Annotated in this window: 12 protein-coding genes; 3 read left to right on the forward strand and 9 right to left on the reverse strand. The window is 62.3% G+C overall.

Translation table 11 applies throughout. The features are described from left to right. From tssE to tssA, 5 genes are all read right to left on the reverse strand, one after another. Positions 1-753 (reverse strand): type VI secretion system baseplate subunit TssE, encoded by a 753-nt coding sequence (gene tssE, locus O7B34_RS22265; RefSeq protein ID WP_337148195.1) that lies wholly within the window; start codon positions 751-753, stop codon positions 1-3. Beyond that, on the reverse strand, positions 740-1,189 hold the full coding sequence (locus O7B34_RS22270) for an Hcp family type VI secretion system effector (protein ID WP_337148196.1): 450 nt from the start codon (positions 1,187-1,189) through the stop codon (positions 740-742). Before O7B34_RS22270 ends, tssE begins: the two co-directional genes overlap by 14 nt. An 81-nt stretch (positions 1,190-1,270) precedes the next feature. Beyond that, positions 1,271-2,776 (reverse strand): type VI secretion system contractile sheath large subunit, encoded by a 1,506-nt coding sequence (tssC, locus tag O7B34_RS22275; protein WP_337148122.1) that lies wholly within the window; start codon positions 2,774-2,776, stop codon positions 1,271-1,273. 3 nt (positions 2,777-2,779) lie between these two features. Next, positions 2,780-3,316, reverse strand: a complete 537-nt coding sequence (tssB, locus tag O7B34_RS22280) for a type VI secretion system contractile sheath small subunit (protein ID WP_337148124.1) — start codon at positions 3,314-3,316, stop codon at positions 2,780-2,782. A gap of 5 nt (positions 3,317-3,321) precedes the next feature. Next, complete coding sequence (gene tssA, locus O7B34_RS22285; RefSeq protein WP_337148125.1) at positions 3,322-4,494, reverse strand: type VI secretion system protein TssA; 1,173 nt, start codon at positions 4,492-4,494, stop codon at positions 3,322-3,324. Positions 4,495-4,819: 325 nt separating this feature from the next. On the opposite strand from tssA, the gene tssH reads away from it, so the two are divergent. Continuing rightward, entirely contained in the window at positions 4,820-7,564 is a 2,745-nt protein-coding gene (gene tssH, locus O7B34_RS22290; RefSeq protein ID WP_337148127.1) for a type VI secretion system ATPase TssH, read from the forward strand. Between the two features lie 329 nt (positions 7,565-7,893). Here tssH and O7B34_RS22295 read toward each other — a convergent pair whose 3' ends face one another. The 3 genes from O7B34_RS22295 to O7B34_RS22305 all read right to left on the reverse strand — a co-directional run bounded on the left by O7B34_RS22295 (position 7,894) and on the right by O7B34_RS22305 (position 11,537). Further along, positions 7,894-8,955 (reverse strand): tyrosine-type recombinase/integrase, encoded by a 1,062-nt coding sequence (locus O7B34_RS22295; RefSeq protein WP_337148128.1) that lies wholly within the window; start codon positions 8,953-8,955, stop codon positions 7,894-7,896. A 714-nt stretch (positions 8,956-9,669) separates the two neighbouring features. Continuing rightward, positions 9,670-10,776: a Gfo/Idh/MocA family protein gene (locus O7B34_RS22300; protein WP_337148198.1), complete on the reverse strand. Its 1,107-nt coding sequence runs from the start codon at positions 10,774-10,776 to the stop codon at positions 9,670-9,672. 23 nt (positions 10,777-10,799) lie between these two features. Then, on the reverse strand, positions 10,800-11,537 hold the full coding sequence (locus O7B34_RS22305) for a GntR family transcriptional regulator (protein ID WP_337148129.1): 738 nt from the start codon (positions 11,535-11,537) through the stop codon (positions 10,800-10,802). Positions 11,538-11,661: 124 nt separating this feature from the next. On the opposite strand from O7B34_RS22305, the gene O7B34_RS22310 reads away from it, so the two are divergent. Then, positions 11,662-12,819: an LLM class flavin-dependent oxidoreductase gene (locus O7B34_RS22310; RefSeq protein ID WP_337148130.1), complete on the forward strand. Its 1,158-nt coding sequence runs from the start codon at positions 11,662-11,664 to the stop codon at positions 12,817-12,819. After that, positions 12,819-13,301, forward strand: coding sequence for a flavin reductase family protein (locus tag O7B34_RS22315; RefSeq protein WP_337148131.1), 483 nt, complete (start codon positions 12,819-12,821; stop codon positions 13,299-13,301). The genes O7B34_RS22310 and O7B34_RS22315 overlap by 1 nt, the downstream gene beginning before the upstream one ends. On the opposite strand, the gene O7B34_RS22320 is transcribed toward O7B34_RS22315, so the two are convergent. Beyond that, entirely contained in the window at positions 13,286-14,353 is a 1,068-nt protein-coding gene (locus O7B34_RS22320; protein WP_337148132.1) for a LacI family DNA-binding transcriptional regulator, read from the reverse strand. The two genes, O7B34_RS22315 and O7B34_RS22320, sit on opposite strands and share 16 nt — an antisense overlap. Positions 14,354-14,429 lie beyond the last annotated feature (76 nt).

A 14,429-nucleotide genomic window follows, 5' to 3' on the forward strand; every position in this document is an offset into this window, starting at 1 on the left:
TCAGGTCTCCCGGAATTCGGTTCGTGCCAGGCCGTTGTCGAGATTGATTGTGGTGCGCAGCCGCATGCGCTCCGGTGTCGGTGCCATGATCAGCACCGCGTCGATCTCGATCTTGAGGCCGACGTTTTTGTCGCCGAGCGAAACGTTGACGATCGTGGCGCTCTCCTTCAGGCGCGGCTCGAAGGTGGCAAGCACCGCGCGGATTTCACGTGCCAGCGCATCGCGGTCGAAATCCCGCGACGAGCGGCCGGAAAAAGACGGCACGCCGAAATTGACCACGCTGCGACGCACCTGCGGAAAATCCGCGAGCGAGGGCAGTTCGTCCAGGGGCTGTTCGTGTTCGGCGTCGGAGAGCATCGGTACGGATTCGAAACGCTCGGTGTTGAACAGGGCCTCGATATCGCGCCGCACGGCCTCTCTCAACACGCGTGCCGAAACGACCACGCCGCGGCCTTCGATCTCGGCGCGGTGCTCTGTCTGGAAGACCAGTCGGTGTAGGCGCCGTTTCTGCTCGGATGTGATTTCGGCGTCGGCATCGATGGCGCGCGCAGTGCCGGCAAGTAGAGCCTCGACGCGCTCGGCGCCGAGTTCTTCATCCAAGAGACGGCGCAGCCCATCGATCTCCGACGTCAGCCCTGGCAAGTCGTTGACGAGGCGGTCCCACAGGGACGGCTGAACCGCCTCGCGCCTTGCCCGCGAACTGCCGGCAAGCTGCGCTCTCGCGCCAGGCCGCTTGGTCTCACTTGCCGACATAGACATCCATTTCGATCTCGTCGTCCTTGTCGTAGACGAACTTGATCTTCTTGTAGGCGAAGCTGACTTCTTCCTCGATGAGGTCCGCCTCGTCGGCGGCCTGCCGCATATCGTACTCCATGATCGAGGCGTCGGTGAGCGTCACGACCAGATAGTCGCTGGTCTCGCCGTCAATCGTGCGGCGTGCCGAAAACACCACCTCGTCGAGCGCCTTGTTCTCGAATAGCGCCTTCTTCAGATATGGCGACGACTTGTCGTAGTGCTTGAAGAATTTGATCATTCCCATCGACACACGGCCGCGTCGCGAAAGCGAATTCGGATCATAGGGCGCCATGATCTTGTAATCGATGCCATGCACTTCAATCTCGTCTTCGTGGCCGTCGCGCTTGCTCGGGCCCTTGATGTCGGGAACTTTCAAAAAACCATCAATCTTCATTGAAGGTGCATCGCTTCTCTCTGTGGTCGGCATTGTCTTTCTCCACCGCTTTCAAACCAAACAAGATGACTTCGCTGCGCTTCAGCCCTTCACTGACGGCAGTTCCGACACCAACCGCAGGGAGGCGTTGATGCCTTCCAACTGGTAATGCGGACGCAGATAGAAACGGGCGTTGTAGTAGCCGGGTCTCCCTTCGACGCTGTCGACCTGAACCTCGGCTGCGGCAAGCGGACGCTTGGCCCGCGCCTTGTCGTCGGCAAAGGCTGGATTGGCCAGCACGTATCGGTTGATCCATTCGGTCAACCATATTTCCATATCGGTGCGCTCCTTGAACGAGCCGATCTTGTCGCGTGCGATCGCCTTGAGGTAATGCGCGAAGCGCGAGACCGGGAAGAGGTAAGGCAGGTTGGCGCTCAGTCGTTCGTTCGACTGGGCGTCGGGGTCGACCAGGCGCCCAGCACGAGTCTCGTCGTCCTGAAGCGAGTGCGCGCCTATGAAGGCTGCGAGATCGGTGTTCTTGCGGTGCAAGATCGGCATCAGACCGAGCTTTGCCAGTTCCGCCTCGCGCCGGTCGTCGATGGCGACCTCGGTCGGGCATTTCATCGCGATTGACCCGTCATCGGTCGGGAAAGCGTGCACCGGGAGATTGAGCACCGTGCCACCATTCTCGACGCCGCGGATCTGCGTTCCCCAGCCATAGAGCTTGTGGCTGCGGTTGATATTGACGCCCATCGGGAACGCAGCGTTCATCCAGACATATTTGTTGTGGTCGCCGCCCACCTCTTCCTCGAAGGTGAAGCCCTTCACCGGAACGGTTTCCGAGCCGTAGGGCAGGCGTGCCAGCACCCGCGGCATGGTGAGCCCAATATAGCGGGCGTCCTCGCTCTCGCGCAGCGACTGCCATGAGGCATAGGCCGGGTTGTTGACGATCATCTGCAGGTCTTGCGGGTTCGGCAGTTCCTGCCAACTGTCCATGCGGAACAGTCGCGGCGAGGCGGCCGCGATGAACGGCGTGTGCGCCGAGGCACAGACACCCGAGATGTTGCGCAGCAGGCCGACATCGCGCGGGTGGTTAGAGAACTCGTAGGCGCCGATGATGCAGCCGATCGGCTCGCCGCCCAGCATCGAATACTCGTCGGTATAGACTTTCTTGAAGACCGGACTCTGGTCCCACATCTGGCCTTCATAGTCTTCCAGCGTGTCGGCCAACTGCTCCTTGGAGATGTTCATCACCCGGATCTTGAGCTTGGCATCCGTCTCGGTGTTGTTGATGAGGTACCAAAGGCCTCGCCAAGTGCCTTCCATCTCCCGCACTTCGGGGGCATGCAGGATCTCGTTGACCTGCGTCGTCAGCATCTTGTCGATGCCTGCGATCAGCGATTTGATGGACTTGATCGCGTTGGACGATATGGTCGTCGTCTCCGATCGGGACTGTGCGGCCAGCGCCAGGTTGCGCACCAACTGCTGCAGCTTCTCGGTGTCGTCCTTCCTGACCTTGAAATCCTTTTCAAGGAGCCCGCTGAATTCGCCAAGATCGATGGCTTCCGCCTCGGCGGGTGCGGCTGCGGTTTTTTGCTGTTCGGCCATGACTTACTCCTCGCCCTTGCCCTCAGAGATCGCCTGGCTGGCGATCTTGCTCAGCAGCGGTTCGTTGTTGAGAAGCTGCGCAATGCGCTTTTCAGCGTCGACGCGGCCATCCATGAAGCCCAGCAATTCCTCGAGTTGACGCCGCATCTTGAGGATCTCGGCCAGTTGCGGCACCTGCTCGGCGATCTTGTCGGGCGCGAAATCTCCCATTTTGGAGAAGGTGAGATCGATTGCCAATTCCTCGTCCCGCTCGGCACCTTCCACTTGCGGCAACGTGTTCTTCACGCGCGCTTTCACGCGCGGTCCCATCGCCTCCATGAATTTGGGGAAGCGATTGCCGTCGGTTTCGACGAAATTGCGATCCAGGACCGACTTTGACGCTTCCTTGGTCTGCGAGGCGCCGGAAAGATCGGCCATGACAGCCATGACGAACGGCAATTCGATGGTCGTTGGGCTGCCGTAGGTTTCGACGTCATAGGCGATCTGCACGCGCGGGGCGCGGTTTCTTTCGATGACCTTGGCTTTGCTCTCTGCTGGCATGATTGTTACCTTTCATCCTTCTGGGCCGGCTTCTTGGGATCGGAAACACCGGCAAGCAGCCGGAATTCCTTCAGCCCCGACGGGGCGAGATCTTCCATCAGTTCCACGAAATCCATGTGCACCATCCGCCGCACGCGCCGGGCGAGGTGCGGGATCGGGCTGGACGGCTCGGTGCGGTCGTAGAATTCAACCACGAGATCAAGGCACTTGACGACCTCGTCGCGCGAGTTGATCCGGTCAGGCAGGCCGGTGCTGACTTGCAGAGTGTCTGCCGCACTGGCCATCGTCTCGGCTCCATGTCCGTTTCGAGGGGGCGTCGATGCCGGTTGGGACGGCTGCATGGCAGGCTTTGCCGTACCGTTGGCGACGGCGGCGCTGGAATTCCACTCCAGCGTCGTCAGCAGGCGCTGCAGGAACTTCTTCAAATCCGGGACCGCCGCGCCATTACCGTCGATGCGCGCATTGAGCGCGGTATCCACCGCCTCCAGTGCCGTTATCGCGGCGCGCGCATCGCTCAAAACTGTGGTGATAGCGTCTGCGGCCTGATCGATCTGCGCCGCGCACCCGGTGCGCACCCGGTTCAGCATCTGGTTGTGCGCGGCCGTTAGCGCCGCTCTCTCGGTGGTTCCCAGGCCGGAGGCAGCTTCTTGGAGCATTACGCGCTCGTCGAGCGCTGCCTGTTCCAGGTCTCGCCCGCTGATCGGGCCGATCGCGCGTGGTGAGAAGAAGACGGTCTGCCTCAGGTTCGCCAGCAGGCCTTCCTGGCTGTTTTGGAGGTCAAGCAGCGCATTGATGCGTCGCAGCGCCGCGTCGCGCGGCGTGGCACTCGTCCGCAGAGCCGGATGCATTGTATCCCAATACTGGTCGAAAGTCTTTGCGATCAGGGTCAGGCCCTGGGCGAGGCCCGCGAGCCTCTCTTCATTGGCCAGCGCGCGCGCGACGATGACCAGAAGGCGCAAATCCCGGCCGCGTGAGCGCAATTCTTCCGCCTTCTGGAGGATGGCCGCCCAGTCGACCGAGATGGTTGACTGCGAAGCCTTGTTACCGCCGTCGTGGACGACCTTGATCTGGGCTTCCGTCAGCCGCTCCAGCTCGTGAAAAGCCGGGTCGTTGCGCAAATCCGCTCCCGACGGATTCGCACCGTCCAGAGGATTCAGCCAGAGTGCGAGATCAATCACACGTACCCCCAGCAAGCGGCCCCGGGGCCTCCTATGTGACGTTACGTTATCATCCGTCCCATGCCACGACAATTGAGCACATGCTCGAAAACTAACAGAAGCTGAATGCTCGGTTATCTTCCGACGAAACCCATCGGGCTATCGGCGGACCAGGTATGTGCAATGGCTCGCGTATTTCGGATCGCAGTGCGGGGTAGTTTGCTAGGCTTGTGTAACCACAAGGTGCCGCCCGGACAGGGTCAGAAGGACCAGCTCGTCACATGGCTTTGTCAAGCAGCTGCTTCTGTGGCAGGGTAAGGTCAGCAGATTTCGGGGGCAGGTCCAAATGGAACAGCGCCGGTCGTCGCGGAGTGTCAAGCGCAAGGAACTCGTTGCGAAGCTCAATCCCACGGGGGTGCGCGCCTTCAAGGCCGCCGCGGACACGGCCAAGCTGCGCGGCAACCCCTATGTCGAGCTCGTCCATTTCGTCCAGCAATTGGTGCTGTCCGAGCGCTCGGATGTGCAGATGATTGTCGCTGATGCCGGGCTGGATGTCAGCCGGCTGACGGCTGATATGACGCGTGCCGTCGACAAGCTGCCCTACGGCGCGACGTCGGTGGAGGAATTCTCCGATCACATCTTCCACGCCATACAGGAAGGCTGGAACCTGGCGACACTGGAATTCGGGGTCGAGGAGGTGCGCAGCGCGCATATTCTTCTCGCCTGCCTGAAGACACCGGTGCTGGAAGGGCTGGTTTCGAAGATTAGCGCCGAATTCGACAAGATCGATGCGGATGGGGTTATTGCCCGCTTCGCCGATGTCATTGAGGGCTCGCTCGAAGCCGGCTCACCGCCCGCGGCAGCTGCCGCCGAAACACCGATGAAACGCGGCCCGGGCGGCGATTCGGCGCTCGCCAAATACGCCACCGACCTCACCCAGCGCGCCCGTGAGGGCAAGATCGATCCGGTTGTCGGCCGCGATGCGGAGATCCGCCAGATCGTCGACATCCTGATGCGGCGCCGGCAAAACAATCCGATCCTGACGGGCGAGGCGGGTGTCGGCAAGACGGCGGTCGTCGAGGGCTTCGCCTTGCGCATCGCCCAGGGCGACGTGCCGCCGCCGCTTCAGAATGTCAGCGTACGCATGCTCGATGTCGGGCTGATGCAGGCGGGCGCCAGCGTCAAGGGCGAGTTCGAAAAGCGGCTAAAGGCTGTCATCGAAGAGGTCCAGGACTCAGAGACACCGATCATCCTGTTCATCGACGAGGCGCACACACTGATCGGCGCGGGTGGTGCGGCGGGAACCGGCGATGCAGCCAATCTGCTGAAGCCCGCGCTCGCACGCGGCGAGCTTCGCACCATCGCCGCCACGACATGGGCCGAATACAAGCAGCACATCGAGAAGGATCCGGCACTGACCCGCCGGTTCCAGGTCGTCAAGATCGACGAGCCTTCCGAAGCGGTGGCCGTACTGATGTTGCGCGGTGTCGCCGGCGTTCTTGAGCAGCACCACCAGGTGCAGATCCTTGACGAGGCGATCGAGGCGTCGGTTTCCCTTTCGCACCGCTACATCCCGGCCAGGCAACTGCCCGACAAGGCGGTCAGCCTGCTCGACACCGCCTGCGCCCGCGTTGCCATCTCGCAGCACGCGACGCCTGCCGAGGTCGAGGATATCCTGCGCCGTCGCCAGGCGCTCGAGGTCGAGAAGGGCATCATTTGCCGCGAGGCAGCGATCGGCATCGAAGTGACCGACAGACAGGCTCGCGTGGAGGCCGGGTTGGCGGAAACCGAGACTTCGCTTGCGGCAGCGCAAGCACGCTGGGATCGCGAAAGGGCGCTTGTGACCGCGATTCTTGACCTACGTGGCAAACTCCGTGGCGAGGGCATGCCCCTTGACGCGGAGGAGGGCGAGGAAGCCGCGGCCGAAGCAGTCGACGCGCCAGGGGGCGAGGCGCACAGGACACAGGCCGTTGGCGCCCACGAGCCTGCTCCTGCGCACGATTCTGCAGGTGATCTGGCCCGACTGCGCGAATTGACGGCCGAACTTGCCGCCGCGCAGGGCGAGACGCCGTTGATCCTGCCGTCGGTCGACCGCAATGCCGTGGCGGCCGTCGTCCAGGACTGGACCGGTATTCCGACGGGACGGATGCTATCTAGCCAGACCGAGAAGGCGCTCAAGCTCGCCGCCACTTTATCCGAGCGCGTCGTCGGTCAGGATCATGCGATGGAGATGATTGCGCGACGCGTGCAGACCAGCCGCGCCGGCCTTGGCGCGCCCGAAAAGCCAGTCGGCGTGTTCCTGCTTTGCGGCCCCTCCGGCGTCGGCAAGACCGAGACGGCCCTGGCACTGGCCGAGACTCTCTATGGCGGAGAGCAGAACCTGATTTCGATCAACATGTCCGAATTCCAGGAGGCGCACACGGTTTCGACGCTGAAGGGCGCGCCGCCCGGTTACGTCGGCTATGGCAAAGGCGGCATCCTGACCGAGGCCGTGCGGCGCAAGCCCTATTCGGTGATCCTGCTCGACGAGGTCGAGAAGGCGCATCCGGACGTGCACGAGATTTTCTTCCAGGTCTTCGACAAGGGCATGATGGACGACAGCGAGGGCCGCCGGATCGACTTCAAGAACACTCTGATCCTGCTCACCTCGAATGTCGGCTCCGAGGTCATCATGGACCGCACGAGGAACGGCACCTTGCGCACCGGCCTCGACGATCTGGACACCGCCTTGCGCGGTCCGCTGCTGAAAGTGTTCCCTGCCGCTTTCCTCGGCCGCGTGGTGACAATCCCTTATTACCCGCTCTCGGACGCAATGATCGAGGCCATCACCGCACACCAGTTCGCCAAGATCGCGCGGCGTCTCAAAACAACCAACGAAGCCGAGCTGGTGATCGGCGAGGGTGTCATGGATATGGTCAAGGCGCGCTGCACCGAGATCGAATCCGGCGGGCGCATGATCGACGCCATACTTACCAACACGCTGCTGCCGGAACTCAGCCGCGGCGTGCTCAATCGCACGCTCGAGGGCAAGAAGATGACGAAAGTTATCGTAAGTGCCTCGGCGAACGGATTTACCTACTCTTTCGAATAAAGCCCGGTCGGGATTGGCCGTCACGCATTCGCGCGCCACAAAGCGCGTTACGATGGCTGGACGCGGAATGGCTGCTTTCCTGCACCAGTACCCCGCGGCGTGACCGAGTTCACAATCGAGGAACCAGGTTTGCTTAGTGTCGCGGCCTTGGCGCGGAGAGTGGACTTGCCGCGTTCCTGGGTTGTGAACTCCGAGCCGCGATGGCTCGCCGGCGCCATGCAAGCGCGCCGGGGCCTAAAGAGAGCAGGACCTTGAAGGGCAGATTTGTAGTTTGGTTTGAAGTTTTGGCTCACCACTGAAATCGATCGAACACGGTGGGGATCATCGCGCTAGGCAGCGCGATTCGCCAGCACTGCGTGAAGAGCCTCGGGCTTAAGGTGCGTGTAACGTTTCAGCATTTTCCAGTCCTTGTGCCCCGTTACCAGAGCTACCTGTTCAATTGTGAATCCGGCCTCGAAAAGACGGCTCGTGCCTTCATGACGCAAGTCATGAAAATGAAGGTCGTGGATATCCAGGTCAGCGCATCCTCGACGAAACGCGGTGCCAACTGACCTGTGATTGAACGGAAAAATTCGATCATCATCATTGCTGCGCTTTGCCCGCTGCTCCTCAACAATGGCCCACGCATCATATCCAGTTGCCGCGAATAGCGGTATGCGTTGATTGTTGCCGTTCTTGTTCCGAGGGTCTTTCCTGTCGCGGATGAGGAGCATCCGCATGCGAGATTCCAAATCGGACCAACGCACCTTGCAGATTTCCTCCTGGCGCATCGCGGTTGCGACGGCGAAGCGTATAATCTGGCTAACCGGTGCAATTTGACGAGGGTTCGCATCGAAGTGACCGATGAGCCTGTCGAGTTCATCCTGCGTCGGCCGCCTGTCGCGCTGATGGCCTTTCCCAACAAGGCCAAGCCTCTTCAGAGCAATGCGGGCCAGATCAACCGGCTCGACCTTGACAGGTAGACCGTGAACAGCCGCAGCATGAGACAGGATAAGTTTCACAAAGCCTATGTCGATGCCGAGAGTCATCGGTCCGGCTCCTTGTGCGGCCCGGTCGCGACCGAAACGGATGAGCCGCTCGCGATCGAGAGCCGCGATGTTGTACTTCCCCAGATGTCTTTGGAGCATATCGAGGGCTGCGGCCTTGGAGCGGCGAGGGGACTTGCCTACATCGCACATGTCGTCGATATGAAGGTCGATGAGTTCGCCGAACGTTTTCAGGCGCGCTATACGGGACGTGGTCAGTGTCTCACCGCGATCGACTTGGCGCTCGGTGTCGGTCGCCCAGCGCCGTGCGTCGTCTCGGCGCAGGAAGGTCTCGCTGACGTAGCGACCTTTGCGACGGACTTGGACCCGCCAGGAACCGGACGAGAGCTTTGTGTAAGTGGCCATTTTTTCGTGTGCGCTCCGTGTGCAGTGAGAGATCGAAACGTGGCGAAAAGGGTCGTATTCTGGCGTAAATTCGTGTGCACTCGGCAGGTTCTAACGATTTGATGTTAAAGAAAAAATGTTGCAAAATCAAGAGCATAGGCTGGCCGTGGCGCCCATGATGGATAGGGCGGATACATAATATCAGGCAGTTGCGTGAGGCCGTGCGCAAAAATCGCACACGAAAGTTCTGCTTCTCTTCTTTTTTCGTTCCCACGACGAGGCCGCCGATAGCCTATTTTGGCGCTCTTTTGCCGACGATATTGACGGCTCCATTGCGGACGTTCGCTGCGATATCCGTCACTCTTTTTGTCCGATGCGGCGTCCAGTTTGCCTGGGGTTCTTGGAAGCTTTTCGAACTTTCTGCCTTGCGCCGCCAGTCAAATTTCTGGCACTTGTGACAGAGGCTGGGTGACATATGGATCTGCCGGCGGACGAGCTTGATCAATGCCCTCGTGCAGCCGACCTTCGAGGTTCGGCAATGGGCCTTGGCAACACCTCGTCGCACCGGAGGCGAGCCTTGGGTGCATACGGTGGGACACGACGTTCGCAGTTTGGGATCGCTACGGCTCGGCGTTTTGGTCTCGAACCCCTCGGGGAACGATATGAGAATATTGGCCTTGGCCGGCTAGAAAATGATGGTGGCCGCTGGGCGCCATCTTGCCAGGTCAGCACCCCCTAAGTTGGCAACGCGAACTCACCGGCGAGGTGAATGGTACGGCCTTCGCGGGCCGATCTCTGAGCGGAGAGGCCCATGATGGCGGCCCAACAGCCATCCTGCAAGGTCACCTCCACCTTGCCCTGTCCGCGCACCGCCGCGACAAAGCGGGCGTGCTCAAAATAGGTCGAGCCGTTATGGTCGCCTGCCGCGAGCAGCGGCGGATCAACCGGGATTTCCAGGACCTGCGGTCCCGGCGGGTTGCGCGGGCTGACGATGAGCTGCGGCACCGGGGCAGGGCCGAGATGCGCCGGCCAGAAGCGGCCGGGTCCGGGCACCAGGCATTCGATCTTGCCGTTGCTGCCGACGGCGCAGAGTTCCTCTTGGTAGCGGCTGCCCTCGGCGAACATGCACAGTTCCAGCATGGCGCGCGCGCCGCTGGCGAAATCGATCAGCACATAGCCGTGGTCGAGAATATCCGGCGTCTCGCCGTCGTAGCGTTCGTCGAGATGATTCACCGCCTGTCCGGCACTCGCCGTCACGCGCACCGGATCGGATTTAAGGATCAGCCGCATCAGGTCGAAGAAGTGGCAGCATTTTTCGACAAAGGTGCCGCCAGTGTTGCGGTTGAAGCGGTTCCAGTCACCGACTTTGCTCAGGAACGGGAATCGATGCTCGCGCAGCGTCAGCATGCGAATGCCACCGGTGGCGTCGCCGGCCTGTTCCAGGAAGGCGGCGACCGGGGGCATATAGCGATATTCCATGGCCACCCAGACGAGCGGCAGCCGGGCCTGCAACACGGCGATCCGCTTCTCGTCGGCGGCGTCGGTGAACAGCGGCTTTTCCACCAGCACCGGCAGCGGCCGCAGTTCAGCGATCTCCTCCAGCTGGGCAAGATGACGGTGGTTGGGGCTGGCGATGAGGACGCAGTCGAGCTCGTCCATGGCCAGCAGGTCGGCGACCGACGCTGCCGGCCGGGCATCCGGCGCCAATGCCAGCGCTGCCGCCAGCATTTCTGAGTCGGGCTCGAAGATCGCGGCGACATGCGCGTCCGGCAACAAAGCGATGTTGCGGATGTGCTCGCGGCCCATCATGCCGCAGCCAACGATGCCGTAGCCGATCGATATTTTGGTCACGCTCTTCCTTCCGATTATCTGAAACGCGAGATGTAGCGCGCCGCACCCGGATCGAACCATGTGCGTGAGTATTCCACGCTGGCACCGTCGCCGGCCCAGGCGATGCGTTCGATGAATCCCACGACCGTTCCCGGCAGCGGCTTTAAATCGGCCGGCGCCCAGTCGGGCACGGGCGAAACGGCGATGTGATCCTCGGCGCGCGCGATCGAGAAGCCGAGCGCCAGCCGGTAGTGGAGATAGAGTGATTCTGAGAGGTCATCGCTATCGAGCCGCTCGGCGCGGCTGGCGTCGAGCCAGATCTCTTCGACCGCGGCCGGCTCATCGTCGAGCCGACGTAGGCGGCGGATGCGGTGGGCTTCGCCTGCGCTGCCGAATTCTGGCAGGTCGGCCGGTTTGGGCAGCCGGTCGACGGACAGCACGTAGGCGGTCGGCAGGCCACCGCCGCCGATGCGCTCGAGCCGGAAGAAGGCATAGACGCCGAGCAGGTCGTTGCGCGCCCGTACATAATTGCCCGACCCCTGAATGCGGTCGAGCAGGCCTTTCTCGGTCAAGTCGGCAAGCGCGCGCCTGAGCGTGCCGACGGCGATGCCGAGGTTTGCCGCCATTTCGCGCTCAGTCGGAAGCCGCGTCCCGTCGGCCAGCCGTCCGGCGGCAATTTCACGGATCAGCATCTCGCTGATCTGCAAATGCACGGGGAGCGGCCCGCGCATCTGGCTTGATCGGTGGCCGGGGTCGGCCCTGGTCAACTGCATTCCGCTTCTCAAGTTAAGCTTCGGCTGGCGCCAATAATTGATACAGTATTGATCTACATCAAACCGGATGCTACGCAAGCCCCATTCGAGGCGTGCAAGTCAGTGACCTTCCCCAGAGAGCGCAATGACGATAGTCCCAATCACCTCGCCGGATCTCAACGCAGCCGAAATTTCCTGGTTCGCCGCGCTCTGCTCCGACGACTACCAATATCTCGGCGTGCCGGATGGCGCGCTGCGGTCGAGCTGGGCACATTGCTCCGAGATCGTGAAAACGTCGGAGGAACTCGGCTTCCGCAATATTCTGTGCCCGTCATCCTATCAGGTCGGCCAGGACACGCTGAGTTTTGTCGCCGGCTGCGCGCCGATCACCTCGAAGATCAATCTGCTCGCCGCCGTGCGTTGCGGCGAGATGCAGCCGATCATGCTGGCGCGCACGATCGCGACGCTGGACCACATGCTGGAAGGCCGGCTGACGGTGAACATCATCTCATCGGACTTTCCCGGCGAGACGGCCGGCAGCGGCTACCGCTATCGTCGCTCGCGCGAGGTGGTGCAGATCCTGCGCCAGGCCTGGACCCGGGACAGCATCGATTTCGAAGGCGAGATCTACAGCTTCAAGGGCCTGTCGACGGCGCCGGCAAAGCCCTTCCAGCAGAATGGCGGCCCGCTGCTCTATTTCGGCGGCTATTCGCCCGACGCGCTCGAGCTTTGCGCCGAACAGTGCGACGTCTATCTGATGTGGCCGGAGACGAAGGAGGAGCTCGCCGGCCGCATGACAGCCGTGCATGAACGCGCCGCCCGCCACGGGCGCACGCTGGACTACGGCCTGCGCGTCCACATGATCGTGCGCGATACCGAGGCCGAGGCGAAGGACTATGCCCGCGAGCTTGCTTCGAAGTTGGACGACGAGCAGGGCAGGGCGATCCGCGAACGGGCGCTCGATGCCGGGTCGCTTGGCGTCTCGCACCAGGCCAGGAACCGTGAACTCGCCGACGTGGAAGGCTATGTCGAACCGCTTCTGTGGACGGGGGTCGGACGGGCGCGGTCAGGCTGCGGCGCGGCACTGGTGGGCTCGGCCGACCAGGTCCTGTCGGAGATCGAGGCTTATATGAAGATGGGCATCCGCGCCTTCATCTTTTCCGGCTACCCGCACCTCGACGAGGCGCGTCACTTCGGCACCAAGGTGCTGCCGCAACTCAAGACCTGCTCGCTGCCGCACGCCTATGGCCGGGTGCCGGACCGGGTCCCGGCGACACCATTGGGAACTGGAGTGCGGCCCTGATGGAACATTTCATGTGCGACCCGCTTTTGTTGCGCAATGCGTTCGGGCGCTTCGCCACCGGTGTTACGGTCGTCACCACCGGCACGGCCGACGGGCCGGTGGCGATCACCGCCAACAGTTTTTCGTCCGTGTCGCTCGATCCGCCTTTGGTGCTGTGGTCGATCGGCCGCCATTCGCGCCGCTTCGATGCCTTCGCCAATGCAGGCCATTATGCCATCCACGTGCTGGCGGAAGACCAGACCGATCTGTGCTGGCGGTTTTCGAAATCCGGATCCGACTTTGTCGGTCTCGATCTCAACTGGAACGAGCACGGCGTGCCGCTGTTGCCGCGGGCATTGGCGCGGTTCGAATGCAGCGTCGCCGACCGTTTTCCGGCCGGCGATCATATGATCCTGCTTGGACGGGTGCTCGAACTGGAGACGCAGGAAGGGCCGCCGCTGCTCTTTGCCGGCGGCAAGTCGCGGACTCAAGGCGCCGGCTGATGATGGCCGGCGCCGGTTCGGGCTGGTGCCGTCGACTGGCGCACCACGAGATTGCAGGCGAGTTCGACGCGGCGCGATGGCAAGCCCGAATGGGCCATGTCATCGAGCAGCAGGCTGAGTGCCGCCGATCCCATTTCGCGCATCGGAATATGCATCGCCGTCAAGGGTGGAGTGCAGAAGGCGGCCTGCGGCAGGTCATCCATGCCGACGACGGAGACGTCGCCCGGCACCGAATAACCGGCCTCCTGGACGCCGGCAATCGCCCCGAAGGCGAGGCTGTCACCGGCCGTCAGCACGGCGGTGAAATCGAGGCCGCGGGCGGCGATACGCTGCTTGACGGCCTTGCTCGCGAGTTCGGGCAGCCAGTCCTGTACCTCGACCACGAGCTCGTCGACACCAGTGAATCCGCCGGCTATCAGCGCATCGCGCCAGCCCTCGTAGCGCCGCTCGATCGTGCGCCGGCCGCGCCGCATCAGGAACAGGATGCGGTGGTGGCCGAGACCGATCAGATGCTGCGTGGCAAGCATGGCGCCAGAGCGGTTGCACGGCGTCACGCTGGAATGGCGCATCGAGGGATCGTCGCCGTTGACGAGCACGATCGGTTTGGAAAAGCCTTCGGTCAGCGTCAACACATCGGCATCATCGAGTGTCAGGAACAGGCATCCCGCGACGCTGTCATCGCGCTCGGCTTCGCGCAGGAGGGCGGTCTCGTCCTGCGGCGTCGCCACCGGCCGGGTGACCAGTTCGACGCCGAGCATGCGGGCACGCTCGTTCAACCCGTCGAGGACATGGTAGGTGAACTGACTGCGGGCGCTATCGATCATGGCCACGCTGCTTGCCGCCAGGATGACCTTGCGGCCAGCGACCGAAGCAGGGATGGCGTAGTTCATCGATTTCGCCGTCTCGATGATGGTGGTGCGCAGCTCATCCCTGACGCCGTCGACGCCGCTCAGCGCCCGCGACGCCGTGCTGACGGATACACCGCAGCGCGCCGCGATCTCCTCGAGCCGAATGCGGCGGCTGGGGCGACCGCGCTTGCCCTGAGTGGTCATGTTTTCCTGCCTCTTCAGCAAAAGCTGCTTAATTCTGCAAAAAATTTTCAGATTGCGCAAGAAAAATGCCTATGAG

The sequence above is a fragment of the Mesorhizobium sp. Cs1299R1N3 genome (assembly GCF_037179625.1).
In the GTDB taxonomy this organism is placed as follows: Bacteria; Pseudomonadota; Alphaproteobacteria; order Rhizobiales; family Rhizobiaceae; genus Mesorhizobium; species Mesorhizobium salmacidum.